The sequence below is a fragment of the Comamonas testosteroni genome (genome assembly GCF_030505195.1).
Lineage (GTDB): Bacteria > Pseudomonadota > Gammaproteobacteria > Burkholderiales > Burkholderiaceae_C > Comamonas > Comamonas testosteroni_G.
The window spans coordinates 526,140-550,787 of sequence record NZ_CP129672.1 but is presented as its reverse complement, the minus strand read 5'-3'; the positions used below and the strand labels follow the sequence as shown (position 1 = coordinate 550,787).

Genomic DNA, 24,648 nt, shown 5'->3' with positions numbered 1-24,648 from the left:
GCCTTTTGCACATCAGCCCGCAGTGCCTGCACTTCGGGCTTTTTCATATCCCTGCCATGCATTCATTCCTGCAACCGGCTGGCCCCGTGGCTCTGTGGAAGCTGTTGGCGGCAGCCAGCCTGGGCTGGGCCTTGTTCATGCTCTGGGGCTGCCTCAATGAGACAGGCAGCAGCGGTGGGCTGATTCTCATGCTGTTCCCGTTTCTGCGTGGCTTCGAGCACACGGACAAGCTGGTGCATGCCGGCCTGCATGCGGTGCTTGCGGGTTGGCTCTGCTGCGCGGGGCTGGCGCGTGCGCATGCTGCGCACTTGCGCTGGACAGCCGGGCAAGCATTGGCCGTGGTGCTGATCTGTGCCGGCTACGGCGGCGTGATCGAGCTGCTGCAGGCCGGCTTGTCCACCACGCGGTCAGCCGAGTGGCTTGATGCACTGGCCAATGCTGTGGGCGCGAGCCTGGCCGTGCTGTTCATTGAGGGGCTGCGCTGCATGAATCAAAAATAGTAGCTGCTTGCGCTTTACCTGTATTGTTTATAGGCATAAAACTATCTGAAACATAGGTATTGATTGCGCAAGCAGCTCCTGATTTTGATGACTATTCCAGAGTGATCTTCGCGTCGCGGATCAGTGCGGCCCAACTGGCTTGCTCCTTTTGCAGATAGGCCTGGGCATCCTGAAGGCTGCCGCCCAGGGGGGTGCTGCCTTCGGACTGCAACTGTTTGAGCACTGCCGGGTCCTGCAAGCCGGTGTTCACGGCGGCGTTGATCTTCTGCGCCAGCGCGGCGGGCGTATTCCTGGGGGCCACGATCAGTTTCCAGTCCACGGCTTCAAAGCCGGGAAAGCCGGACTCGGCCACGGTGGGGACCTGGGGCAGGATGGCAAGACGCTTGGCCGAGGTCACGGCCAGTGCGCGCAGGCGCTGGCCCTTGATCATGGGGTAGACCGCCTGAGGCGTGCCGAACATATAGTGGGTCTGCTTGCCCAGCAGATCGGTCACGGCCGGCGCGGCACCCTTGTAGGGCACGTTGAGCACATCGATCTTGGCCTTGAAGGACAGCATTTCTCCCGCCAGATGGCCCACGGTGCCCGTGGAGGCCAGGCCTTGCTTGATGGCTCCGGGCTGGGCCTTGGCCGCAGCGATCAGATCCTGCAGCGATTTCCAGGGCGAATCGGTGGGCACGACCAGCACCACGGGCTGCGAGGCCACCAGCGCCACGGGGAGCAGGTCGGTCCTGGCGTTGAACGGCATGCTGGGCAGCAGCGAGGGATTGATGGCCAGATTGGCGGTCTGCCCCATGCCGAAGGTGTAGCCGTCAGCCGGTGCCTTGGCGACGGCATCGAGGCCGATATTGCCGCCCGCACCGGGCTTGTTGTCCACCACGATGACCCAGCGATTGGCGGTCGCCATGCGCTCGCTGATCTGGCGCGTCACTGTGTCGGTGCCGCCGCCAGGGGTGAAGGGCACGACCATGCGGATCGACTTGGCGGGCCATTCGCCAGGCTGGGCCGCTGCGCTGGCTGCGGCAAGCGTCATGGCCATCAGCGTGCATGCTGCCATCGCCAGGCGGCGACTCGGGTGTCGGGAAGAAGGGCTGTGTGGCATGGTTTTGTCTCCTGAAATCTGGAAATTGGGGTAAAGAATCCCCGCAGGGCGCGCGTGGGCGCCCTGTTCTGGGGTGGGTGAAGTGGTGCGGGGCGGTGGCCCCGCAGGGCCGCTCAGTCGCTCAGTCGGGCTGGCCCTGTGCCAGCGCCTGGGCCTGGGCCTGGCTGTAGCCCAGCGCCGTCAGAATCTCCAGGCTGTGCTCGCCGAGCCTGGGGGGCGAGAGGCGCACCTGCAGATGCTTGCCGTCCAGGGTCAGCGGCAGCAGCACGGTCTTGCTGTCGCGGCCGTCGGGCAGGGTGATGGGGGCCAGCGCGCCGGTGGCGTTCAGGTGCGGGTCTTCAAGCAGGTCGTGCGGGCGGGCGATGGGCGCAAACGGCAGGCCCTTGTCCTCGAAGACGCTGGCGATATGCGCGGCGCTGTAGCCGGCCATGGTTTCGCGCAGCAGCGGCATCAGCCAGCTGCGGGCCTGCACGCGGTCGTTGTTGCTGCCAAGGCGCGGATCGTCACGCAGCTGATCCAGGCCGAAGGCGTTGCAGAACTCGCGCCAGGCGCCGTCGCTGACCACGGCCAGAAAGATCTGCTCGCCGCCCTGGACTTCGAACACGTCGTAGATCGCCCAGGCCGAAATGCGTGCGGGCATGGGGGCTGCGGGCTTGCCCGTCACCGCGTACTGCATCATGTGCTGGGCGATCAGAAACACATTGTTCTCGAACAGTGCGCTTTGCACTTCCTGGCCCTTGCCGGTCTTCTCGCGCTGGGCCAGGGCCGCCATGGCTCCCATGGCGCCGAACATGCCGCCCATGATGTCGTTGACGCTGGTGCCCGCGCGCAGCGGGTCGCCGGGGCGGCCCGTCATATAGGCAAGGCCGCCCATCATCTGCACCACCTCGTCCAGGGCCGTGCGGTGCTCGTAGGGGCCGGGCAGAAAGCCCTTGTGGCTGACATAGATGAGGCGCGGAAACTGCTGCTTGAGGCTGTCGTAGTCGAGCCCCAGCTTGGTCATGGTGCCGGGCTTGAAGTTCTCGGTCACCACATCGGCCGTGGCGATCAGCCGCAGTGCGGCTTCCTTGCCCTCGGGGGTCTGCAGATCCAGCGTCAGGCTTTTCTTGTTGCGGTTGAACAGCGGGAAAAAGCCCGAGCCCGAGCCCAGCAGCTTGCGCGTGGCATCGCCGTTGCGGCCGTGGCCCACGGGCTCGACCTTGATGACTTCGGCGCCCAGGTCGGCCAGCATCAGGCCGCAGCTGGGGCCCATGACCATGTGGGTGAATTCCACCACGCGGATGCCGGCATAGGGCAGGGGTGCAGCGCCGGTGCCGGCGGATTCGGTTGAGGAGTGCATATTCATCTCTTCTTGTTCTTGGCCCGGTTGCGAGCCGTTTCGTGATCAGTAACGGTGAGGCACAAAGCCCTTGGGCAGGCCTGCAGGTGGCAGCATGCCGTACAGCGCCTCGCCCGGCAGGCCGGCGGCCAGCGTTTCTCGCGCTGCAAGCAATCGCTCAATATCAATGCCGGTGCGCAGTCCCATGGCTTCGAACATGAAGACCAGATCTTCGGTCACCACATTGCCGGAGGCGCCGGGGGCATAGGGGCAGCCGCCCAGTCCGGCCTGGGAGGCGTCGAAAGTGCGCACGCCTGCCTCATAGGCGGCCAGGCAGTTGGCCAGTCCCAGGCCTCTGGTGTTGTGCATATGCGCGGCGCCGGCCCTGTCGCCGAGTTCGCTGCGCAGGCGCGTGAACAGGCGCTTGACCTGCGCCGGGTTGGCCATGCCTGTGGTGTCCGACAGCCCCGATTCATCGGCTCCGGCGGCCACGCAGGCCGCTGCCAGCGCAATCACCTCGTCCTCGGGCACCAGGCCCTGCAAGGTGCAGCCGAAAGCGGTGGAGATGCCGGCTTCGATATGCACGCCGGGGGCCATCTCGTCGCGCAGTCTGGCGATGGCGCGCACCTCCTCCACCATCTGTGCAGGTGTCTTGCGCACATTGGCCATGGAGTGCGCGGGGCTGGCCGATACGGGCAGCGTGATCTTGTGCGCGCCGGCGCGCATGGCGGCTTCGGCTCCCTTGAGATTGGGCACCAGGGCCATGATGGTGACGCCGGGTTGGGCGACGGCGTGGCGCACGACTTCGGCGGCATCGGCCATCTGCGGCAGCAGCTTGGGCGAGACAAAGGAGCCGACCTCGATCTCCTGCACGCCCGCAGCGACCAGGGCATCGATCCATGCGCATTTATGGGCCGTGCTCATGGTGGCCGAGAGGGACTGCAGGCCGTCGCGGGGGCCGACTTCGCTGATCAGGAGATCGAAACGGTGGGGGGATGACATGTTGCCTCACTGTGGTTTCATGCTTGCATTGCAGCCAGCACAATGTTGTAATGATGTTCTATCTGATAGAACTAAATTCTTTCTATTGAAATATTGCCTTGCGTCCTGATGCCCTGTCAAGCTGAGGGGCAGGAGTTTTTATGCCGCGTAAATCCCTGAATGAATCCGTAGCCGACGAGAATGCCGCGCCTGGCGGTGTGGCCGCTGTGGACCGGGCCCTGAGCGTGCTGGGCGCATTCCAGGATGGCGATGCCGCGCTGAGCCTGGCCGAGCTGGCCGAGCGCACGCGCCTTTACAAGAGCACGGTGCTGCGATTGCTGGCTTCCCTGGAGCATGGCGGCTGGGTTCAGCGCCAGGATGACGGGCGCTACGAGGTGGGCCCGGCCGTGGCCAGGCTGCATGCGGTCTACGAGCAGAGCTTTTCGCTGGACAAGCTGGTCATGCCGGTGCTGCGCGCACTGGTTCAGGCCACGGGCGAGAGCGCTGCCTACCATGTGCGCCAGGGGCGCGAACGTCTGTGTCTGTACCGCGTGGATTCGCCGCATCCGGTGCGCGACCATGCGCGTGCCGGAGATCTGCTGCCCCTGGATAAGGGGGCCGGCGGGCGCGTGCTGGTCGCTTTCGATCCTGAGCTGGGCGACTGGGTGAAGAAGCAGCGCAGCCACTATGCGCGTGTACGGGCCGATGGCTACGAAGCCCTGGTGGGCGACAGGCATAGCGAGATCGCCGGCATCTCGGCCCCGGTTTTTCGCCGCAACGGGGAGCTGGCCGCAGCCCTGACGCTGACCATGCCTGCGCATCGCTATGACGAACGCTATGTCAAAAACGTGTTGCAGGCCGCCCGCGACCTGGGGGCGCAGCTGCCGTAGATTGGGGCGCTGTGGGCGTGAGGCGTATGGTCGGCAGTCGCAGGCAGCGATGAAGCCCGGGTCACGGGCCTGCCGGCTCGGGTTGAAAGCCCGGCTCGCTGCGCACGCGCAAAAAGCGGGCAAAGCGCGGCAGGCCGCTTTTTTCGTGCAGGCCCTGATAGCGGTAGGTGACCCAGCTGCCGAGCACAGGCGGGCTTTTGCGCAACTGCGCCGTCAGCCCGGAGCCTAGTGAAAACTGCTTGCCGTCCGGGGTCTGAACCAGTAGCGCCCCCGTCATGCCCTGCCATTGCCCGCGTCCGCTTTTGTAGCCTATGACCCGGGCTTCGGCATCATCGAAAGGCTTGAGCTTGAGCAGATCGTCGCTGCGGCCCGGGCGATAGGGCGCGCTGCCCTTGTGCAGCATCAAGCCCTCGCCGCCGCCTTTGACGACGGTGTGCAGCCATTGCTGCAACTCGGCTTCCGAGCCGAGCTTGCGCTGCTCCACCATCTGCACCCAGTCCTGGGCAATGGCACCGACGGTGCGCTGCAGCAGCGGCAGGCGCTGGTCAAAGCTGCCCGCAGCGGCGGGCAGATCAAACACCATGAATCTCATCTGGCGCCAGGCTTGGTCGTCAGGGATGGCCTGTGCCGTGGTGGACTGGGCATGGCCAAACCGGCCGCGTCCGGCCCAGAGCTCGCCATCCATGGGGGTGGCCGGCCAGTCCCGGACAAACCACTCTGGCGTCGCGATCCGCAGCCCGCCACGGCTGATGAGCTGGTGGCCGTTCCAGTAGCCGCGTACGCCGTCCAGTTTTTCGCTGACCCAATAGTCCTGCAGCGGCAGGCCGCTGCGCCAGACCTGGGCCAGCATCAGCGAAGGCGGCTGGGCCGTGGTCTGGGCCCGCACGGCAACAAAGCCCAGGCAGAGGCAGGCGCAGACCAGCCAGTGAATGCATTCCCGAAGGGATCGGTGCCGTGGCTCAGGCATGGCTATCTCCCGGTAATGAGGCAGCTCATGCTAGAGCGCGAAGCCCAGGCCGTCGATGCGGGTATGAGCCCATTTCAAAAAACATGGCTATCAGCGGCTTATCGCTATAGGGATTGTGGTGACTTCAATGAAAAAGCCGCTGCAGCCAGGCAGCGGCTTTTGTCAGGGGGCAAGGCCTTCAGTCGCGGCTGATGACGGCGCAGGCGATGCGCGCGCCGGCATTGCCCGTGGGCTGGGTGGTGTAGTCGTCGGGCTGGACATGGACGATGACCGCGCGGCCTATGACATTGCCAGGGCCGGCCAGCAAGGTGATGTCTGCCGACTGTACGTTGACGGTGGCCACGCCGTTGGAGTCGGCCTTCAGGCTTGGCAGGTCGCCCATATGGTGCTGGGTCGAGTCATATTTGCCATGCGGATTGCCCAGCGGGTTGAAGTGGCCGGCAGCGGCATTGCCGTTGTCGCCGCAGTCGCCCTTGTCGTGGATGTGAAAGCCGTGCTCGGAATTGGGCTTGAGGCCGTGAACCACGGCATTGATCACGACCTGCTGGCCGGTCTTCTGGGTGAATTTCGCATCGCCGCTGACCTTGCTGCCCGAAGTGGCCTGCAATCTGGCAATGGCCTGGGCGGGCTGGGGCTCGGGGGTGCTGCAGGCCGTCAGGGCCGCAGCGAATGCGGTCAGGATGAGAAAACGATATGGCATGTAAGCTCCTCTTGAATATTCGCAAGAACCATAGAGAAAACACTGTGAACCATAGCGTCAGTGCTCTGCCGCGCTTGTAGGGCAAGGGCCAAGATGTCGGGAGCGGTCCCAAAAACAAAGCCCCGCAGGCCTCAGAAGCCTGCGGGGCTGGTGTCGTCAAAAGCCTGGGGCTCAGACCTGATCGGCCGACAGGCCTGCTGTCTGGCTGAAGCCGCCGTCCACATAGGTGATTTCGGCGGTCACGCCGGAGGCCAGGTCGGACAGCAGGAAGGCGGCGACATTGCCCACGTCTTCAATCGTCACGTTGCGGCGCAGGGGGGCAGCATCGGCCACACGGCCCAGCAGCTTGCCGAAGTCCTTGATGCCCGAGGCCGCCAGGGTCTTGATGGGGCCGGCGGAGATGCCGTTGGCGCGGATGGCGCGGCCGTCGGCAGTGCGGCCCACGGCTTCGGCCAGGTAGCGCACGGATGCTTCCAGCGATGCCTTGGCCAGACCCATGGTGTTGTAGTTGGGGATGGAGCGCAGAGCGCCCAGGTACGACAGGGTCAGCAGCGAGGACTTGTCGTTCAGGTAAGGCAGGGCAGCCTTGGCCATGGCGGGGAAGCTGTAGGCGCTGATATCGTGGGCGATCTTGAAGGATTCGCGGCTCAGGCCGTCCAGGAAGTTGCCGGCAATGGCTTCACGGGGGGCAAAACCGATGGAATGCACAAAACCGTCGAACTTGCCCCAGGCTTCGCCCAGGCCCTTGAACATGGCTTCGATTTGCTCGTCGCTGCCGACGTCGCAGTCAAACACCAGCGTGGAGTTGAAGTCGGCCGCAAATTCGGTAATGCGATCCTTGAAGCGTTCGCCCACATAGCTGAAAGCCAGCTCTGCGCCTTGCTCGTGGCAGGCCTTGGCAATGCCGTAGGCAATGGAGCGGTTGGACAGAACGCCCGTGATCAGCAGCTTTTTACCGGCGAGAAAACCCATTGTTGTTCTCCAAAGAAAATTGAAAGAGACGATGGCCGCATCTGTGGCAGACGCGCCATCTTTGAAAACGTATCCGCTCGAACTGGGTGCGAATCAGTCGGGGTAGGGCAGAATTGTCGCATGCGCCATTGGATGATTTGCTCAGCCCTGATTGTCAGCAGCCAAGTTGCCACACCTGCCCTGGCAGCACATGGCTATGCGCTCTGGGGTCAGCCCAAGTACGCGGCTGACTTCAAGCACTTTGACTATGTGAACCCTCAAGCGCCCAAGGGCGGCGAGCTGCGCATGGTCAGCAATTTGCGCTATTCGACCTTCGACAAGTACAACCCCTTCACGATCAAGGGCTCGCCGCCTGCCTATCTGGCGGACATGCTGTTCGAGAGCCTGCTGACCCCCAGCCTCGATGAAACCGCTACGGGCTATGGCCTGCTGGCCGAGGATGTGGAGGTGGCGGCCGACGGTCTGTCTGCGACCTTCAAGCTGCGCAAGCAGGCGCGCTTTCACAACGGCAAGCCGGTACTGGCCCAGGATGTGAAGCACAGCTATGAGACGCTGCTGAGCAAATATGTCTCGCCCGGCTACAAGACGCTGTTTGCCGAGGTGGCCGGCTGTGACGTGATCGATGAGCGCACGGTGCGCTTTCGCTTCAAAAAGCCCAATCGTGACCTGCCGCTGACCGTGGGCACCCTGCTGCCGGTGTTCAGCCGCGATTGGGGGCTGGGAGCGGATGGCAAGCCCAAGGCCTTTGACCAGGTGGTGATGGACACGCCGATCGGCAGCGGGCCTTACAAGATCGGTCCGGTCAAGTTCGGCAAGGACATCAGCTATGTGCGCGACGCCAGCTACTGGGGGGCCGCCTTGCCGGTGCGTGTCGGGCTGGCCAACTTCGAGCGCATCACGATCAAGATCTACAAGGATGGAACGGCGCGGCTGGAGGCGCTCAAGGCCGGCGAGTTCGATCTCATGCGCATCAATAGCGCAGGGGACTGGGCAAGACGCCTGACGGGCAAGCGCTTTGCATCGGGCGAGCTGGTCAAGGGCGCGTTCGAGAACAAGCTGCCTTCGGGCTTTCAGAGCTTCTTCCTGAACCTGCGCCGCGAGCAGCTCAAGGATGTGCGCGTGCGCGAGGCGCTGGGTCTGGCCTATGACTACGAGTGGATGAACCGCCAGATGTTCTACGGCGCCTACCAGCGTGTGCACGGCTTGTTCGGCAACACGGCGTGCGAGACCCGGGGCGAACCCACCGAGGCGGAGCTGGCCCTGCTCACCCCTTTCAAGACCAGCCTGCCACCGGCCACGCTGGGGCCCATGGCCCAGCCGCCACGCACCGATACGGGCGACGGCCTGCGCGGCAATCTGCGCCGCGCGCAGAAGCTGCTGGCCGATGCCGGCTGGACGGTCAGGGACGGAGCCTTGCGCAACGCCAGCGGCGAGCCCATGGTGCTGGAGTATCTGGACAGCAGCGAGAGCGGCGTCAAGATTGTCAGCAGCTGGATGCGCAACCTGGAAAAGCTGGGCATCACGCTCAAGGTGCGCAATGTGGACTACGCGCTCTATCAGCAGCGCATGGACAAATACGATTTCGACATCGTGACGCTGAACGTGCCCGGCACGCACAACCCGGGTCAGGAATATGCCGAGCTGTTTGGCAGCGCCGCTGCCGATGTGGAAGGGGGCGCCAACTATGTCGGGCTCAAGAGCCGGGCCGTGGATGCCATCATCGCCCAGATGGCGGCTGCCAAGTCCGAGCAGCAGATGCTGCCCGCCTGCCATGCGCTGGAGCGCATCATCGTGCACGGCCATTACCTGATTCCCCAGTATTACTCGGGCACGCACCGGATGGTCTATGACGCCTGGAGGCTGGCGCTGCCGGGGCAGATTCCGGCTTATTCGCCGGGCGAGCTATGGGCGGTCTATGCCTGGTGGGCTAAGTAAAGTGGCCCCCACGCTCCACCGTTGCACGGGTCGCTGCCCCCCAAGGGGGCCGACCTTGCTTGGGGCGGCCCGGCGCTGCGGCCCCGGTAAAGTGGCCCCCGCGCTCCACCGTTGCACGGGGCGCTGCCCCCAAGGGGCCCCGGCCTTGCTTGGGGCGGCCCGGCGCTGCGGCCCCGGTAAGGTGGCCCCCACGCTCCACCGTTGCACGGGTGGCTGCCCCCAAGGGGGCTGGCCTTGCTTGGGGCGGCCCGGCGCTGCGGCCCCGGTAAGGTGGCCCCCACGCTCCACCGTTGCACGGGTCGCTGCCCCCCAAGGGGGGCCGGCCTTGCTTGGGGCGGCCCGGCGCTGCGGCCCCGGTAAGGTGGCCCCCACGCTCCACCGTTGCACGGGTCGCAGCCCCCCAAGGGGGCTGGCCTTGCTTGGGGCGGCCCGGCGCTGCGGCCATCGCCGCCGTGGCTGAAAACAAGGGTTGATCGAAGATGTTTGCCTATATTTTCAAACGCATTTTGCTGATGATCCCCACGCTGCTGGGCGTGCTGCTGCTGACCTTTGTGGTCATCCAGTTCGTGCCAGGCGGCCCGGTGGAACAGTATCTGGCCGAGGCCAAGGCCGGCGCCGGACATGGAGCCGAAGGCGCTTCCATGAGCTATCGGGGCGGCCAGGGCGTGGATCCCAAACGCCTGGAGGAGATCAAGGCGCTGTACGGCTTTGACAAGCCGCCGCTCGAGCGATTCGTGCAGATGCTGGGCCAGTTTGCGCGTTTTGATCTGGGCACCAGCTTTTTCCAGAACAAAAGCGTCTGGGCGCTGGTCAAGGAAAAGCTGCCGGTCTCCATCAGCCTGGGGCTGTGGACGTTTTTCATCAGCTATCTGGTGGCTGTGCCGCTGGGTGTGGCCAAGGCTGTGCGAGCGGGCTCGCGCTTCGATCTGGCAACCACCATTTTGATTCTCATCGGCTATGCCATCCCGGGCTTTGTGCTGGGCGTGGCGCTGCTGGTCATCTTTGGTGGGCAGCTGCAGTGGTTTCCGCTGCGCGGGCTGACATCGGCCAATTTCGACGAGCTCGGCGCCATGGGCAAGGTGGCGGACTATCTCTGGCATATCGCGCTGCCTGTGACGGCCATGGTGGCGGGCAGCTTTGCCGTGACGGCCATGCTGACCAAGAACTCTTTTCTTGAGGAGATCCGCAAGCAATATGTGCTGACGGCCCGCGCCAAGGGCTTGTCCGAGCGCCAGGTGCTCTACAAGCATGTGTTTCGCAATGCGCTGATTCCCATCGTCACGGGCTTTCCCTCGGCTTTCATCGGCGCCTTCTTTGCCGGCGCGCTGCTGATCGAGACCCTGTTCTCGCTCGACGGCCTGGGTCTGCTCAGCTATGAAAGCGTGATTCGCCGCGACTTTCCCGTGGTGCTGGGCACGCTGTATCTTTTCACGCTGATCGGTCTGGTGACCAAGCTCATCAGCGATCTTTGCTATGTCTGGGTGGACCCCCGGGTCAAGTTTGACTGATTTATGCAAGATAAGCCTCAAACCAATGCCCTGCCAATGCAAGATGCTATGAATGCAGGAGCAAAAAGTGCACCGGCAGCGCCTGCTGCCCAATCCGAATCCCCTGGGCGCCGGGCCTGGAGGCGTTTCAAATCCAACCGACTGGGCTTTGTCAGCCTGCTGATCTTCTCGGTGCTGGTGGTGCTCAGCCTGTTTGCCGAGTTGCTGTCCAACGACAAGCCGCTCATCGTGCGCTATGAGGGGCAGATCTATCTGCCGCTGCTGCACGATTACCCGGAAACCACGTTTGGGGGCGATTTCCATACGCCAACCGATTACCTCGACCCCTTCATCCGGCAAAGGCTTGGTGAGGGCGATAACTGGGCGATCTTCCCCTTCAACCGCTATGGCAAGTCCACCATCAACTACTTTGCCAAGTCGCCCAACCCTTCTGCACCGTCGGCCGACAACTGGCTGGGCACCGATGACCGGGGGCGCGATCTGCTGGCGCAGCTCATCTACGGTTTTCGCGTCAGCGTGCTGTTCGGCCTGGCGCTGACGGCCGTGGGCGTGCTGCTGGGTGTGCTGGCGGGGGCTGTGCAGGGCTTTTTCGGCGGCAGGACGGATCTGGCCTTTCAGCGCCTGACGGAAATCTGGGGCTCCATGCCTGAGCTCTACCTGCTCATCATCTTCAGTGCGCTGTTTGCGCCCAGCGTCTCGCTGCTGCTGATCTTGCTGAGCCTGTTTGGCTGGATGGGGCTGGCCGACTATGTGCGCGCCGAGTTTCTGCGCAACCGCCAGCTCGACTATGTGAAATCCGCCCAGGCGCTGGGTGCCAGCAATCGCTCCGTCATCTTTCGCCACATCCTGCCCAACAGCATGACACCGGTGATCACCTTTTTGCCGTTTCGCATGAGCGGGGCCATCCTGGCGCTGACCTCGCTCGATTTTCTGGGCCTGGGCGTTCCCCCGGGCACACCCAGCCTGGGCGAGCTGCTGAGCCAGGGCAAGAACAATATCGATGCCTGGTGGATTTCCCTGTCCACCTTTGGCGTGCTGGTCATCACGCTGCTGTTGCTGACCTTCATGGGGGACGCCCTGCGCGATGCGCTGGACCCGCGCAAGCAGGCGCGCACGCATGCAGCAAAGCGCACGGGAGGCAAGCCATGAGCGAGGAGAAATACGGGATGGAGAGCCGCAGCCAGCTGCTGAGCGTGCACGATCTGAGCGTGTCTTTTGCGGGCAAGCCCGTGGTGCAGGAGGTGAGCTTCGAGCTGGCGGCCGGTGAAAAGCTGGCGCTGGTGGGGGAGTCCGGCTCGGGCAAGTCGGTCACGGCGCTGTCGCTGCTGCGCCTGGTGGGCGATGCGCAACTGGGTGGTCGGGCCCTGCTGGACGGGCGCGACCTGCTGGGGCTTTCGGAGCGCGAGATGCAGGGCATACGCGGCGGTGATATCGCCATGATCTTTCAGGAGCCGATGACGGCGCTGAACCCGCTGATGACCGTGGGCGCGCAGGTGGCAGAGGTGCTGCAACTCAAGCAGGCATTGAGCCGGGCCCAGGCCTTGAAGCAGGCGGTGGAGCTGCTGGCCACTACCGGTATCCCCGAGCCCGGGCGCCGCGCGCAGAGCTTTCCGCACCAGCTCAGCGGTGGCCAGCGTCAGCGCGCCATGATTGCCATGGCCCTGGCCAGTCGTCCCCGGCTGCTGCTGGCCGATGAGCCGACAACGGCGCTGGATGTGACGCTGCGCGGCCAGATCCTGGATCTGCTGGCCGATCTGCAGCGACAGACCGGCATGGCCGTGCTGATGATCACGCATGACCTGAACCTGGTGCGCCGCTTCGCCGACCGCGTGGCGGTCATGGAAAAAGGCCGTCTCGTGGAGCAGGGCGCTGTGGTCGATCTCATGCAGAACCCGCAGCACCCCTATACCCGCAAGCTGCTGGCCAGTCGGCCGGTGCGCAATGTGGTGGAGGGGGCCGAGCCGGGCGGCGAGGCGGCCGTGGTGCAGACCCGGGCCCTGCAGGTGAGCTATGCCACGCCTTTGCCCGGGATTCGCGGCTGGTTCAAGAAAGGGGCATTCGTGGCGGTCAAGGGCGCAGATATGCTGCTGCGGCCTGGCCGTACCCTGGGGGTGATCGGTGAATCGGGCTCGGGCAAATCCACGCTGGCCCAGGCCGTGCTGGGGCTGTTGCCTGCGGCCGGGGAGCTGCAGGTGGCCGGCAGGCCATGGCAGCAGCCGGCAATCCGCAACAGCGCCGCCAATCTGGCGCTGCGGCGCAAGATCCAGGTGGTGTTTCAGGATCCGTTTTCCTCGCTCTCTCCACGCATGACGGTGGAGGAGATCGTCGGCGAAGGCCTGCAGATCCATGCCCCTGAGCTCGCTGCCGCGCTGCGGCGCGAGCGCGTGCTCAAGATGCTGGAGGAGGTGGGGTTGACCGAGGCCCAGTTTCCCGGCCTGCTGCAGCGCTATCCGCATGAATTCTCGGGCGGGCAGCGGCAGCGCCTGGCGATTTCACGCGCGCTCATCATGGAGCCCGAGGTGTTGGTGCTGGACGAGCCCACGAGTGCACTTGATGTCACCATTCAGCAGCAGGTGCTGGCCCTGCTGCAGCGGCTGCAGAAGGAGCGTGGTCTGGCCTATCTGCTCATCACCCACGATGTGGATGTGATTCGCGCCATGGCCCATGAGGTGCTGGTCATGAAGGACGGACAGATCGTGGAGCAGGGCGGGGTGCAGGCGGTGTTGACTGCGCCGCAGCAGGCCTATACGCGCCAGCTGGTCGAGGTCGCTGCCGTCGTTGCCGAGTTGCCGGCGGCCTGAAGGTGATGGCGAGCAGCGCTTTCACTTCAATGGTTTGAGGCTTTGAACACCTGCAATTGCCGTCGATTCACTGATTCGCGAGGCAGGCATTCGCTGAAAAACACTGAATCCGCACGCGAAAGTCTGTATTTATTTGGCGCGAATTCTCTGGCTGTGGCCTAATTGATCCTTTTCAACCTCCCAATTGAGAATTCGACATGGGCAATAAGATCGTTACCGAAGCAGACCGCAAGGCCACTCCCCGTCCCCAGGCACCCAATGGCGTGACCCTGCCCACTCCCGGGCGCGGCCAGCGCGTGAGCCTGGAGCGTGGTTCGCACACTCGCAGCAAGAAGCAGGCCGGCAAGCGCCACGGCTAATTCCTGCAGCAGGCTGCGCCCTGGTGTGCGGCCCGCCAAAAAGCCCTCGTCACTTCGGTGCGAGGGCTTTTTGCTTTGCACGGCTTCAGAAAAGGGGTTTGCTCATCCCTGCAGATTCTTCAGCTTGCGGCGCAACTGCTGCACTTCCTCGATGAGATCGGTGGTCAGCGCGGCGAGCTGAGGGTCGGCGTCGAAGCTGTGTTCCAGCTGGGCGATGCGGCGCGCACGCACCAGCGTCTGGCTGCTGAAGCGCCATTGCTCATGGCTGATCTCGCGGACCTGGCCGTCGTTGTCGTAGCTGATGACGCCTGTATGCACATGCTCGATCACCCATTGAGGGCTGGTGCGGCAATGGCGGGCCAGTTCGTGCAGATCGAGCACAGCCTGCTCCAGCAGTTCGGCGGGCTCGTAGAAAGGGTAGTGGGAGGTGCTCATGGGAAAACCTTTCAACTCAGGCTGCGGGCATCGAACTGCGGGAAGGCCTTGGCAAAGTCGGCATAAGCCTGCTTTTGCGCGGCTGTCGCAGCGGGCGGGAAGACCACATCCAGCACCAGATACAAATCACCCGGCGTGGCGGCGGGCAGGCCCTTGCCCTTGAGGCGCAGCTTGCGACCCGAGCGATAGCCGGCGGGCACTGTGACTTCCAGTTCCCCGGCCAGCGTCTTGAAGGGAACGGGGCCGCCCAGCTCGGCCTCCCAGGGCGCGAGTGGCACTCGCTGGTACACATCCTTGCCCTCGGACCACCAGCGTGGGTCGCTGCGAAAGTGCACCTCCAGCAGTAGATCTCCTGGGGCACCCTTGCCCAGGCCCGGGTTGCCCTGACCGGCAAGGCGAATCATCTGGCCTTCGCGCACGCCCTTTGGAATGGTGACCTGCAGCTCCTTGTTCTTATGGGTGGGGATGCCCTGGTCGTCGAGCACGGTGCTGCGCAGATGCAGCGAGCGCACGGCTCCGCTGTAGCTGTCCTGCAAATCCAGCTCTATGCTGGCATGCCGGTCCTGGCCGCGCATATCGGGTGTGCTGTGCGCGCCTTGCTGGCCTTGATGGCGTCGCGCACGAGCGGCCTGGCCGAACATCTGCGAGAAGAAGTCGCTGAAATCGGCGTCGCTGCCGGCATCGCCCTGGCTGCTGAAGTGAAAGTCCTGCTGATCCCAGTCGGGCGGCGGGCGAAAGCCTCCGCCGCCCTGGGCTCTGGCATTTTGCGCAAACTGCATCTCGTCGCCCATGGCGTCGTAGGCGGCGCGCTTTTCGGGGTCGGAGAGTACGGTGTTGGCTTCGTTGACCTCGGCCATGCGAGCGTCCGCATCTTTTTCCTTGCTGATGTCAGGGTGGTATTTGCGGGCGAGCTTGCGATAGGCCTTTTTGATGTCCTCGGTGGAGGCCTTTTTGTCCACGCCAAGTATCTTGTAATAGTCCTTGTAATCCATGGAGTCACCAATCTTCTTGTCGAAAGAAGGGCGCAAGCCAGCAGCTATGGCTGCTGCCATTGCCGCGCCCGGGTTCAGGAAAATAATAGGGATAGAGTGCTGCGGCTTCAAGGGTCTCAATGCGCGTTGGTAGGTTGATGGCCGGGGTTTGAGTCCTTGGGGGCATCTGGCGCTACCATTGCGGGGATCAATGCAGGGGCGTGTGCGAAGGCCTGCCCAGAGTTTGTGAAATGAAACAAGAAATTACAAAAGCAGACGCATGGCTGGTTGTCTGCCTCTGTGCTGACTGGTGCGGTACCTGTAAACAGTACCGGCAGCCCTTCGAGGCTCTTGCTGCCCAGTTTCCACAGATGCGTTTTGTCTGGCTCGATGTGGAAGACCGTGAGGATGTAGCTGGCGATCTGGACATAGAGACCTTTCCGTCCATTTTGGTGGCGCAGGGCGAGCAGGCCAAATTCCTGGGGCCTGTGCTTCCGCAGGCGGGGGTGCTGGCGCGGATGCTGCAATCCCTGCCCACAGATGCCGCGGCGAGGCCTGCCGATGTGCTGGAGGCTCAGGATTTGCTGCAGCGATTGTTGCGCGCTGATGACCTGCAGGATGTCTTGCGTTGATCGCAGTTTTATGAGAGACACTTTTTGCGAAAACAATGGTTTGCGGCTACAATCACGGCTTCACGACCAAACGGGCGGGTACATACCGCCCGTTTTTTTTGGGCAATTCATGGCGAAACCTGTTTGTGACAGAGCTAAGTCCATGATTTGACAGATTTTTCGGGATTGAACTGAATACACGTGGCACTACAGCAAATCGTTGAACAAACCGTGACAGGTCTGGGCTATGACCTGGTTGAAATCGAGCGCTCGGCCGGCGGCCTGCTGCGCATCACGATTGATTTGCCTTGGCAGGCGCCGGAGGAAGGTGCGCCTGAGCTGCCCGAGCAGTTCGTGACAGTGGAAGACTGCGAAAAGGTCACGCGCCAGCTTCAGTTTGCGCTGGAAGTCGATGGTGCTGACTACGCCCGCCTGGAGGTCTCTTCTCCAGGCATTGATCGTTTGCTGCGCCATGAGCAGGACTTCATCCGCTTTGAAGGCTCGGAGGTGGATCTGACGCTCAAGGCTCCCATCGGGGCTGCTGGCGGCGACAAGGTCAATGCAAACCGCAAGAAATTTCGTGGCACGCTGGAGCGGACTGAAGAGGGTGGCTGGCAACTCGTCTGGAGCGATGAGCCGCCTCCCAAGCCGGGCGTGCGCGTCAGCAAGAAGCGTGAGCCGGCGCCGTTGAACGCCATGGGCTTTACGCTTGACGAGTTGCGCGAAGCTCGTCTGGCACCGATTGTGAATTTCAAAGGACGCGCAGCCAAGCTCGATTGAGGCAGCTGAAGCGTTGGAATCTTTTGGGGCAAAGAGGTCGCATGCAAATCCTCTTTGTGTGATTGAAATAGGAGAGTCGTCGCATGAATCGCGAACTGTTGATGTTGGTTGAAGCCATTTCGCGTGAAAAGAACGTGGAACGCGATGTGGTTTTTGGTGCCGTGGAATCCGCACTGGCACAGGCCACCAAGAAGCTGTACCAAGGTGAAGTAGACATCCGCGTGTCCATCGATCGCGAAAGCGGCGACTACGACACCTTCCGCCGCTGGGTGGTGGTGTCTGACGATGCCGGTCTGCAGAACCCCGAGGCCGAAGAAATGCTGATGGATGCGGAAGACCGCATGCCCGGCATTCAAATTGGCGAGTTCATTGAAGAGCAGATCGAGTCGCTGCCCATTGGCCGTATCGGTGCCATGGCTGCCAAGCAGGTCATCCTGCAGAAGATTCGCGACGCGGAGCGCGAAATGCTGCTCAACGAATTCCTGGCCCGTGGCGATAAGATCTTTACCGGTACCGTCAAGCGCATGGACAAGGGCGACATCATTGTCGAATCCGGCCGTGTGGAAGGTCGACTCAAGCGCGGCGAGATGATCCCCAAGGAAAATCTGCGCAATGGCGACCGCGTGCGCGCCATGATCATGGAAGTCGACGCCACTTTGCGCGGCGCTCCCATCCTGCTGTCGCGCTCGGCCCCCGAATTCATGGTGGAATTGTTCCGCAATGAAGTGCCCGAGATCGAGCAAGGCCTGCTGGAGATCAAGAGCTGCGCCCGTGACGCCGGCTCTCGTGCCAAGATCGCCGTACTGAGCCATGACAAGCGTGTGGACCCCATCGGCACCTGCGTCGGCGTGCGCGGCACCCGTGTGAACGCCGTGACCAACGAGTTGGCCGGCGAGCGTGTGGATATCGTGCTGTGGTCCGAAGACCCTGCTCAGTTCGTGATCGGTGCTCTGGCTCCTGCCAATGTCTCTTCCATCGTCGTGGACGAGGAAAAGCACGCCATGGACGTGGTGGTGGACGAGGAAAATCTGGCTATCGCCATCGGTCGCGGCGGTCAGAACGTACGTCTGGCCTCCGAGCTGACAGGCTGGAAGATCAACATCATGGACGCTGCAGAGTCTGCTCAGAAGCAGGCCGACGAGTCGGCTGTCTCGCGCAAGCTGTTCATGGAAAAGCTGGATGTGGACGAGGAAATCGCCAACATCCTGATCGAAGAAGGTTTCGAGACCCTGGAAGAAGTGGCCTATGTGCCGCTGCAGGAAATGCTCGAAATCGAATCCTTCGACGAAGAGACGGTAAACGAGCTGCGTAGCCGCGCCAAGGATGCACTGCTGAGTCAGGAAATTGCTCGCGAAGAAAATGTGAGCAAGGCATCCGATGATCTGGTGTCTCTGGACAGCATGACTGCCGAGCTGCTGGACAAGCTGGCGCAAGCTGATGTGCACACCCGTGATGATCTGGCCGACCTGGCAATCGATGAGCTGACCGAAATCACCGGTCAGACTGCCGAAGAAGCCAAGGCCTTGATCATGAAGGCGCGTGAGCACTGGTTTACCGATGGGCAAGAGTAAGGTCAGGGAGGTACAGAGCATTTATGTCGAGTAATACGGTTGCAGAATTTGCGAAAGAGCGCAACACGACCCCTGATACCTTGCTGCAGCAGCTCAAGGCCGCCGGGGTTGACAAGGTCAATGCTGCTGATGCGCTGACCGAAGGTGACAAGCAGCGCTTGCTGTCTCACCTGCAGGCAAGCCATGGCAGCGGCGCCAAGAAGATCACGCTGACCAAGAAATCCACCAGCGAAATCAAGCAGGCGGATTCATCGGGCCGTGCTCGTACGATTCAGGTGGAAGTGCGCAAAAAGCGCACTTTCGTGAAGCGGGAAGACACTCCCGCCGAGGCTCAGGCCAATGCGCAAAGCATGGCTAAGGCTGTGCAGGAGCGTGCCGCTACTCAAGAGCTGGCACGCCGTGAAGAAGATGCTCGCCGAGAGGTTGAGCTGTTGAGCCATCAGGAAGAACAATTGGCCAAGGAACGTCAAGAGCGCGAAGAGCGCGAGCGCCGCGAGCGCGAAGCCGAAGAGCGTGCTGCAGCCTATGCAGCCGCAGAAGTCGCCAAGGTGGCTGAAGCCAAGGCGGCTAAGGAAGAGGAAAAGCGCGGTCACGCCGCTGGCGCTGCTGCACGTGCAGCAGCCCAGGCAGAGGCACGCGCCAAGGCGGAAGCCGAATCCCAGGCCAAGGCTGCTGAAGAAGCCAGCCGCGCCAAGGATTTGGATGAACGCCGCCGCAAGGCCCTGGCCGAGGCGGAAGCCATCCGCGCCATGATGGCTGCGCCCAAGAAGGTGCTGGTCGCCAAGAAGCCCGAGGAGCCCAAAAAGGCTGCTCCGGTCGCTGCGGATGCCAAGAAGCCTGTTGCCGCCAAGGATGGCAACAAGCCCGCAGGCAGCCCTGGCGCGGCCAATGCCGGCGGCGGTGCCCGTCCCGGCAAGGAGGTCAAGTCCGCCAAGCTGTCTTCGAGCTGGTCCAACGATGCGGCCAAGAAGAAGGAAATCAAGACCCGTGGCGACAGCTCCGGTGGCGTGGCTGGCCGCTCCAACTGGCGCGGTGGCCCCAGGGGCCGTCGTGGCAATGACCGTCACGAGCAGCAACAGCAGCAGGCTCCCGAGTTCCGTCAGCTGGAGATCTCGGTGCCCGAGACCATCACCGTGGCCGAACTGGCTCACAAGATGGCCATCAAGGCATCCGAGCTGATCAAGGTGCTGATGAAGATGGGCCAGATGGTCACCATCAACCAGCCGCTGGACCAGGACACCGCCATGATCGTGGTGGAAGAAATGGGCCATACCGCCAAGGTGGCTGCGCTGGACGATCTGGAAGCCTTCACCGCCGAGGAAGTCTCCAACGCCGAAGCCGAGAAACTGCCGCGCGCTCCCGTGGTGACCGTCATGGGTCACGTGGACCACGGCAAGACCTCGCTGCTGGACTACATCCGTCGCACCAGGGTGGCGTCGGGCGAAGCCGGCGGCATCACGCAGCACATCGGTGCATACCATGTGAAGACGCCTCGCGGCATCATCACTTTCCTGGACACTCCCGGTCACGAGGCCTTCACGGCCATGCGTGCTCGCGGTGCCAAGTCCACCGACATCGTGATTCTGGTGGCCGCTGCCGACGACGGCGTGATGCCCCAGACCAAGGAAGCCATCAAGCACGCCAAGGCGGCTGGTGTTCCCATCGTGGTGGCCATCACCAAGGCCGACAAGCCCGAAGCCAACCCCGACCGCGTCAAGCAGGAGCTGGTTGTGGAAGAGGTGCTGCCCGAAGAGTACGGCGGTGACTCTCCCTTTGTGGCCGTGTCCTCCAAGACTGGCCAGGGCATCGACGAGCTGCTGGAGCAAGTGCTGCTGCAGGCCGAAGTGCTGGAACTCAATGCGCCGGTGGATGCCGCTGCCAAGGGTATCGTGATCGAAGCCCAGCTGGACAAGGGCCGTGGTACCGTGGCTACGGTGCTGGTGCAGTCCGGTACGCTGAAGGTCGGCGATGTGGTGCTGGCGGGTCAGACCTATGGCCGCGTGCGAGCCATGCTCGACGAAGACGGCAAGCAGACCAAGGAAGCCGGTCCTTCCATCCCTGTCGAGATTCAGGGTCTGAACGAAGTGCCCCAGGCCGGTGACGACTTCATGGTGCTGAGCGACGAACGCCGTGCCCGTGAAATCGCGACCTACCGCGCTGGCAAGTTCCGCAACACCAAGCTGGCCAAGCAGCAGGCTGCGAAGCTGGAAAACATGTTCGCCGAAATGTCCGCTGGCGATGTGCAGACTCTGCCCATCATCATCAAGGCCGACATGCAAGGCTCGCAGGAAGCTCTGGCAACCTCGCTGCTCAAGCTGTCGACCGACGAGATCAAGGTTCAGCTGGTGTACTCCGGCGTGGGCGGTATTTCCGAGTCCGACGTCAACCTGGCACTGGCTTCCAAGGCCATCATCATCGGCTTCAACGTGCGTGCGGATGCTCAGGCCCGCAAGACGGCCGAAGGCAACGGTGTCGACGTTCGCTACTACAACATCATCTACGACGCCGTGGATGAGGTGAAGGCTGCGATGTCCGGCATGCTGGCTCCCGAGAAGCGCGAAGAGATCATCGGTATGGCCGAGATCCGTACCGTGTTCGTGGCGACGAAGATCGGCACCATTGCCGGCTCGTACATCACGCAAGGTCACGTCACCCGCAACGCACACTTCCGTCTGCTGCGCGACAACGTGGTCATCTACACGGGCGAGATCGAGTCGCTGCGCCGCCTCAAGGACGATGTCAAGGAAGTCAAGGAAGGCTTCGAGTGCGGTATCAAGCTGCGCAACTACAACGACATAAAGGAAGGCGACGTGCTGGAAGTCTTCGAGATCAAGGAAATCGCTCGTACGCTGTAAAAGCAATAGCTGCTAGCGCCTGCTCTGCAAGGATTTGAGGCTGAAAACGCCTTGAACTCCTTGTGCAGCAAGCGCAAATAGCTCCTTTTTTATTCATGGCAACCAAACGCAAATCTGCTGCTCCCAATCGCAGCTTCAAAGTTTCCGACCAGATCCAGCGTGATCTGTCGGAGCTGATCGCCCGCGAGTTGAAGGACCCGCGCGTCGGCATGGTCACGCTGCAAGGCGTGGAGGTGACTCCTGACTATGCCCACGCCAAGGTGTTCTTCAGCGTGCTTGTCGGCGATCCCGAAGTGACGCTGGCTGCACTCAATCAGGCTGCAGGCTTTCTGCGCAACGGCCTGTTCAAGCGTCTGCACATTCATACCGTGCCCACGCTGCATTTCGTCTACGACCGCACTACAGAGCGCGCTGCCGACATGAACGCCTTGATCGCCAAGGCTGTGGCGTCGCGCGGACCCGAACAGGAATAAGCACATGAACGCCCCTCGCACCCGGGTGCAGCGGCGCCCTGTGCATGGGGTGTTGCTGCTCGATAAACCGCTGGGCTGGTCCAGCAACGATATCTTGCAGAAGGTCAAGTGGCTGCTGCGCGCCGAAAAGGCCGGGCATACAGGCACGCTTGATCCGCTGGCCAGTGGCGTGCTGCCGCTGTGTTTCGGCGCTGCCACCAAATTCAGTCAGCTTCAGCTCGAAGCCGAGAAAACCTACGAAGCCATTGCCCGCCTGGGCCAGACCACGACCACGGCCGATGCCGAGGGCGATGTGGTGCTGGAGCGTGCCGTCGATCTGGCCGCCATCACCCCCGAGCGCCTGGCGCAGGTGCAGGCGCAGTTCACGGGCGACATCAAGCAGGTGCCGCCCATGCACAGTGCGCTGAAAAAGGACGGCAAGGCACTCTATGAATACGCCCGTGCGGGCGTGGAAGTGGAGCGCCCCGCACGCGATGTCACGATTCATGCATTGGATCTGACGCTGGTGCAGGACGATCAGGGGTATCCAGCCGTCAAGATGAGAGTGACCTGCAGCAAGGGCACTTACATCCGCACATTGGGCGAAGACGTGGGCGAGGCCTTGGGCTGTGGCGCCCACTTGCGTTTTCTGCGCCGTGTGGAAACCGGCGGTCTTGAGGTGTCGCGCTGCGTGACGCTGCAGGCGCTGGAAGCCATGAACGATGAAGAGCGCATCGCGCAGGTACAGCCTGTCGATACCCTGCTGCATCGTCATGTCGTCGTCACCTTGGGTGAACAGGATGCAGGTCGCTTTCTATCAGGCTTGCGCCGTCGAGGGTCTTGGGCGGATGCCCCGGCCGTGGCGGTGTATGGTGAGCGCCCGCATGCCCTTTTAGGGGTAGGCCGTGTGGCGAGCGGGGAGTTGATCCCCGAGCGCCTGCTCAGTCCGCTAGAAATTCAACAAATTTTGGAAGGAACGCCGCGTCCACAAGCAAGCGGCATTTTGGAAACATTATGAGCAAACAAATCCGCAACATTGCGATCATCGCGCACGTTGACCACGGTAAGACCACCATGGTGGACCAGCTGCTGCGCCAGTCCGGCACTTTTGCCGAGCACGAAAAAGTCGTCGACACCGTGATGGACAACCATGCCATCGAACGTGAGCGCGGCATCACCATTCTGGCCAAGAACTGCGCCGTGTCCTGGAAGGACACCCACATCAACATTCTCGACACGCCCGGTCACGCGGACTTCGGCGGTGAAGTGGAACGCGCCCTGTCCATGGTCGACGGCGTGGTGCTGCTGATCGACGCGCAAGAGGGCCCCATGCCCCAGACGCGCTTCGTGACCAAGAAGGCTCTGGCCCTGGGTCTGCGCCCCATCGTGGTGGTGAACAAGGTGGACAAGCCCGGTGCCAACCCCGACAAGGTGATCAACGCCGCTTTCGACCTGTTCGACAAGCTGGGCGCCACCGACGAGCAACTGGACTTCCCCGTGGTCTATGCCTCCGGCATCAACGGCTGGTCGTCCAAGGAAGAGGGCGAGCCCGGTGCCAAGTGGGGCGAGGACATGTCCGCCCTGTTCGACACCATCCTGGCTCACGTGCCTGCCGTGCAAGGCGATGCCAGCGCTCCTTTGCAGCTGCAGATCTCCGCTCTGGACTACTCCACCTTCGTGGGTCGTATCGGCGTGGGCCGCATCACCCAGGGCACGCTCAAGCCCGGTCAGCAAGTGGCTGTGATGGCCGGTCCTGACGGCAAGAGCTACAGCGGCAAGATCAACCAGGTGCATACCTTCCAGGGTATCGATCGCGTGCAGGCCACCGAAGCCGGTCCTTCCGAGATCGTGCTGATCAGCGGTATCGAAAACATCGGCATCGGCGAAACCGTCACCGACCCGGTCAATCCCCAGCCTCTGCCCATGCTGAAGATTGACGAGCCCACCCTGACCATGAACTTCTGCGTGAACACCTCGCCCCTGGCAGGTCGTGAAGGCAAGTTCGTGACCAGCCGCCAGATCTGGGACCGTCTGCAAAAGGAACTGCGTTCCAACGTGGCTCTGCGCGTCAAGGAAACCGACGAAGACGGTATCTTTGAAGTCTCCGGCCGTGGTGAACTGCACCTGACCATCCTGCTGGAAGAAATGCGCCGCGAAGGCTACGAGCTGGCCGTGTCCAAGCCCCGCGTCGTGATGCAGACGATCGACGGCGAAAAGCACGAGCCTATCGAGCTGGTGACGGCCGACATCGAAGAAGGCCACCAGGGCGGCGTGATGCAGGCACTGGGCGAGCGCAAGGGCGAGCTGGTGAACATGGAGCCCGATGGCCGCGGTCGCGTCCGTCTGGAATACCGTATCCCTGCCCGTGGCCTGATCGGTTTCACCAACGAATTCCTGAACCTGACACGTGGTTCCGGTCTGATCGCCAACATCTTCGACAGCTACGAACCCCATAAGGGCGAGATCGGCGGCCGCAAGAACGGCGTGCTGATCTCCATGGACGACGGTGAAATCTTCACCTACGCCCTGGGCAAGCTGGACGACCGCGGTCGCATGTTCGTGAAGGCCGGCGACCCCGTGTACGAAGGCATGATCATCGGCATCCACAGCCGAGACAACGACCTGGTGGTGAACGCCACGCGTACCAAGCAGCTGACCAACTTCCGCGTCAGCGGCAAGGAAGATGCGATCAAGATCACGCCTCCCATCGACCTGTCGCTGGAATACGGTGTGGAATTCATCGAAGACGACGAGCTGCTGGAAATCACCCCCACCAGCCTGCGCGTGCGCAAGCGTCATCTGAAGGAGCATGATCGCAAGCGTGCTTCGCGTGATGCGTAATTCACTGGCTTAGGCTGTGAATCCCCAAAAAGGCCCTTCGGGGCCTTTTTTATTGCACGCTGCTGCCTGACAGGGCGCTCATCTGTATGGCCCATACATCGC

General features: G+C 62.7%; 22 protein-coding genes. 14 read left to right on the top strand and 8 right to left on the bottom strand.

Translation table 11 applies throughout. The annotated features are described in order from the left end of the window. The first annotated feature begins 56 nt into the window (after positions 1–56). On the top strand, positions 57–500 hold the full coding sequence (locus tag QYQ99_RS02415; protein WP_302091262.1) for a hypothetical protein: 444 nt from the start codon (positions 57–59) through the stop codon (positions 498–500). A 91-nt stretch (positions 501–591) separates the two neighbouring features. On the opposite strand, the gene QYQ99_RS02410 is transcribed toward QYQ99_RS02415, so the two are convergent. The 3 genes from QYQ99_RS02410 to QYQ99_RS02400 form a co-directional block, all read right to left on the bottom strand. Further along, positions 592–1,536: a Bug family tripartite tricarboxylate transporter substrate binding protein gene (locus QYQ99_RS02410; protein ID WP_302093098.1), complete on the bottom strand. Its 945-nt coding sequence runs from the start codon at positions 1,534–1,536 to the stop codon at positions 592–594. 184 nt (positions 1,537–1,720) lie between these two features. Further along, positions 1,721–2,938 carry a CaiB/BaiF CoA transferase family protein gene (locus QYQ99_RS02405; protein WP_302091261.1) on the bottom strand — a complete coding sequence of 406 codons (1,218 nt, stop codon included), beginning with the start codon at positions 2,936–2,938 and terminating at the stop codon, positions 1,721–1,723. 45 nt (positions 2,939–2,983) lie between these two features. Beyond that, entirely contained in the window at positions 2,984–3,919 is a 936-nt protein-coding gene (locus QYQ99_RS02400; protein WP_302091260.1) for a hydroxymethylglutaryl-CoA lyase, read from the bottom strand. 140 nt (positions 3,920–4,059) lie between these two features. On the opposite strand from QYQ99_RS02400, the gene QYQ99_RS02395 reads away from it, so the two are divergent. Continuing rightward, positions 4,060–4,788: an IclR family transcriptional regulator gene (locus QYQ99_RS02395; RefSeq protein WP_302091259.1), complete on the top strand. Its 729-nt coding sequence runs from the start codon at positions 4,060–4,062 to the stop codon at positions 4,786–4,788. 61 nt (positions 4,789–4,849) lie between these two features. On the opposite strand, the gene QYQ99_RS02390 is transcribed toward QYQ99_RS02395, so the two are convergent. From QYQ99_RS02390 to fabI, 3 genes are all read right to left on the bottom strand, one after another. Continuing rightward, positions 4,850–5,689 carry a DNA ligase gene (locus QYQ99_RS02390; protein WP_302093097.1) on the bottom strand — a complete coding sequence of 280 codons (840 nt, stop codon included), beginning with the start codon at positions 5,687–5,689 and terminating at the stop codon, positions 4,850–4,852. Between the two features lie 244 nt (positions 5,690–5,933). Next, positions 5,934–6,455, bottom strand: coding sequence for a superoxide dismutase family protein (locus QYQ99_RS02385; protein ID WP_302091258.1), 522 nt, complete (start codon positions 6,453–6,455; stop codon positions 5,934–5,936). Positions 6,456–6,626: 171 nt separating this feature from the next. After that, positions 6,627–7,427, bottom strand: a complete 801-nt coding sequence (fabI, locus tag QYQ99_RS02380) for an enoyl-ACP reductase FabI (protein ID WP_302091257.1) — start codon at positions 7,425–7,427, stop codon at positions 6,627–6,629. A gap of 120 nt (positions 7,428–7,547) precedes the next feature. Here fabI and QYQ99_RS02375 point away from each other — a divergent pair, with 120 nt between their 5' ends. From QYQ99_RS02375 to QYQ99_RS02355, 5 genes are all read left to right on the top strand, one after another. Further along, positions 7,548–9,362, top strand: a complete 1,815-nt coding sequence (locus QYQ99_RS02375) for an extracellular solute-binding protein (RefSeq protein WP_302091256.1) — start codon at positions 7,548–7,550, stop codon at positions 9,360–9,362. Positions 9,363–9,841: 479 nt separating this feature from the next. After that, complete coding sequence (locus tag QYQ99_RS02370) at positions 9,842–10,870, top strand: microcin C ABC transporter permease YejB (RefSeq protein ID WP_302091255.1); 1,029 nt, start codon at positions 9,842–9,844, stop codon at positions 10,868–10,870. A gap of 48 nt (positions 10,871–10,918) precedes the next feature. Then, positions 10,919–12,019 carry an ABC transporter permease gene (locus QYQ99_RS02365; protein ID WP_302091254.1) on the top strand — a complete coding sequence of 367 codons (1,101 nt, stop codon included), beginning with the start codon at positions 10,919–10,921 and terminating at the stop codon, positions 12,017–12,019. After that, positions 12,016–13,671, top strand: coding sequence for an ABC transporter ATP-binding protein (locus QYQ99_RS02360; RefSeq protein WP_302091253.1), 1,656 nt, complete (start codon positions 12,016–12,018; stop codon positions 13,669–13,671). The genes QYQ99_RS02365 and QYQ99_RS02360 overlap by 4 nt, the downstream gene beginning before the upstream one ends. Positions 13,672–13,868: 197 nt before the next feature. Beyond that, complete coding sequence (locus QYQ99_RS02355; protein ID WP_196354051.1) at positions 13,869–14,030, top strand: hypothetical protein; 162 nt, start codon at positions 13,869–13,871, stop codon at positions 14,028–14,030. A gap of 102 nt (positions 14,031–14,132) precedes the next feature. On the opposite strand, the gene QYQ99_RS02350 is transcribed toward QYQ99_RS02355, so the two are convergent. Next, on the bottom strand, positions 14,133–14,465 hold the full coding sequence (locus QYQ99_RS02350) for a chaperone modulator CbpM (protein WP_302091252.1): 333 nt from the start codon (positions 14,463–14,465) through the stop codon (positions 14,133–14,135). A gap of 11 nt (positions 14,466–14,476) precedes the next feature. Further along, positions 14,477–15,457, bottom strand: a complete 981-nt coding sequence (locus tag QYQ99_RS02345; protein ID WP_302093096.1) for a J domain-containing protein — start codon at positions 15,455–15,457, stop codon at positions 14,477–14,479. Between the two features lie 230 nt (positions 15,458–15,687). Between QYQ99_RS02345 and QYQ99_RS02340 the strand changes: the two genes are divergently transcribed. The 7 genes from QYQ99_RS02340 to typA all read left to right on the top strand — a co-directional run bounded on the left by QYQ99_RS02340 (position 15,688) and on the right by typA (position 24,546). Further along, a complete protein-coding gene (locus QYQ99_RS02340; protein WP_302093095.1) occupies positions 15,688–16,068 on the top strand; it encodes a thioredoxin family protein in 381 nt (126 codons plus the stop codon). A 180-nt stretch (positions 16,069–16,248) separates the two neighbouring features. Continuing rightward, a complete protein-coding gene (gene rimP, locus QYQ99_RS02335) occupies positions 16,249–16,827 on the top strand; it encodes a ribosome maturation factor RimP (protein WP_302091251.1) in 579 nt (192 codons plus the stop codon). An 83-nt stretch (positions 16,828–16,910) separates the two neighbouring features. Continuing rightward, positions 16,911–18,398 (top strand): transcription termination factor NusA, encoded by a 1,488-nt coding sequence (nusA, locus tag QYQ99_RS02330; RefSeq protein WP_302091250.1) that lies wholly within the window; start codon positions 16,911–16,913, stop codon positions 18,396–18,398. Positions 18,399–18,421: 23 nt separating this feature from the next. Further along, entirely contained in the window at positions 18,422–21,253 is a 2,832-nt protein-coding gene (gene infB, locus QYQ99_RS02325) for a translation initiation factor IF-2 (protein WP_302091249.1), read from the top strand. 95 nt (positions 21,254–21,348) lie between these two features. Beyond that, positions 21,349–21,726: a 30S ribosome-binding factor RbfA gene (gene rbfA / locus QYQ99_RS02320; protein ID WP_003056352.1), complete on the top strand. Its 378-nt coding sequence runs from the start codon at positions 21,349–21,351 to the stop codon at positions 21,724–21,726. Positions 21,727–21,730: 4 nt separating this feature from the next. After that, positions 21,731–22,723, top strand: a complete 993-nt coding sequence (truB, locus tag QYQ99_RS02315; RefSeq protein ID WP_302091248.1) for a tRNA pseudouridine(55) synthase TruB — start codon at positions 21,731–21,733, stop codon at positions 22,721–22,723. Then, positions 22,720–24,546 carry a translational GTPase TypA gene (gene typA / locus QYQ99_RS02310; RefSeq protein WP_302091247.1) on the top strand — a complete coding sequence of 609 codons (1,827 nt, stop codon included), beginning with the start codon at positions 22,720–22,722 and terminating at the stop codon, positions 24,544–24,546. The genes truB and typA overlap by 4 nt, the downstream gene beginning before the upstream one ends. The last annotated feature ends 102 nt before the right edge of the window (positions 24,547–24,648 follow it).

Coding starts and splice junctions, on each gene's coding strand:
- QYQ99_RS02350 (WP_302091252.1), bottom strand. CDS start 14,465: ATGAGCACCTCCCACTACCCTTTCTACGAGCCCGCCGAACTGCTGGAG.
- QYQ99_RS02370 (WP_302091255.1), top strand. CDS start 9,842: ATGTTTGCCTATATTTTCAAACGCATTTTGCTGATGATCCCCACGCTG.
- QYQ99_RS02385 (WP_302091258.1), bottom strand. CDS start 6,455: ATGCCATATCGTTTTCTCATCCTGACCGCATTCGCTGCGGCCCTGACG.
- truB (WP_302091248.1), top strand. CDS start 21,731: ATGAACGCCCCTCGCACCCGGGTGCAGCGGCGCCCTGTGCATGGGGTG.
- fabI (WP_302091257.1), bottom strand. CDS start 7,427: ATGGGTTTTCTCGCCGGTAAAAAGCTGCTGATCACGGGCGTTCTGTCC.
- QYQ99_RS02340 (WP_302093095.1), top strand. CDS start 15,688: ATGAAACAAGAAATTACAAAAGCAGACGCATGGCTGGTTGTCTGCCTC.
- QYQ99_RS02355 (WP_196354051.1), top strand. CDS start 13,869: ATGGGCAATAAGATCGTTACCGAAGCAGACCGCAAGGCCACTCCCCGT.
- QYQ99_RS02360 (WP_302091253.1), top strand. CDS start 12,016: ATGAGCGAGGAGAAATACGGGATGGAGAGCCGCAGCCAGCTGCTGAGC.
- QYQ99_RS02375 (WP_302091256.1), top strand. CDS start 7,548: ATGCGCCATTGGATGATTTGCTCAGCCCTGATTGTCAGCAGCCAAGTT.
- QYQ99_RS02400 (WP_302091260.1), bottom strand. CDS start 3,919: ATGTCATCCCCCCACCGTTTCGATCTCCTGATCAGCGAAGTCGGCCCC.
- QYQ99_RS02410 (WP_302093098.1), bottom strand. CDS start 1,536: ATGGCCATGACGCTTGCCGCAGCCAGCGCAGCGGCCCAGCCTGGCGAA.
- QYQ99_RS02365 (WP_302091254.1), top strand. CDS start 10,919: ATGAATGCAGGAGCAAAAAGTGCACCGGCAGCGCCTGCTGCCCAATCC.
- typA (WP_302091247.1), top strand. CDS start 22,720: ATGAGCAAACAAATCCGCAACATTGCGATCATCGCGCACGTTGACCAC.
- QYQ99_RS02395 (WP_302091259.1), top strand. CDS start 4,060: ATGCCGCGTAAATCCCTGAATGAATCCGTAGCCGACGAGAATGCCGCG.
- QYQ99_RS02405 (WP_302091261.1), bottom strand. CDS start 2,938: ATGCACTCCTCAACCGAATCCGCCGGCACCGGCGCTGCACCCCTGCCC.
- nusA (WP_302091250.1), top strand. CDS start 16,911: ATGAATCGCGAACTGTTGATGTTGGTTGAAGCCATTTCGCGTGAAAAG.
- infB (WP_302091249.1), top strand. CDS start 18,422: ATGTCGAGTAATACGGTTGCAGAATTTGCGAAAGAGCGCAACACGACC.
- QYQ99_RS02345 (WP_302093096.1), bottom strand. CDS start 15,457: ATGGATTACAAGGACTATTACAAGATACTTGGCGTGGACAAAAAGGCC.
- QYQ99_RS02415 (WP_302091262.1), top strand. CDS start 57: ATGCATTCATTCCTGCAACCGGCTGGCCCCGTGGCTCTGTGGAAGCTG.
- rbfA (WP_003056352.1), top strand. CDS start 21,349: ATGGCAACCAAACGCAAATCTGCTGCTCCCAATCGCAGCTTCAAAGTT.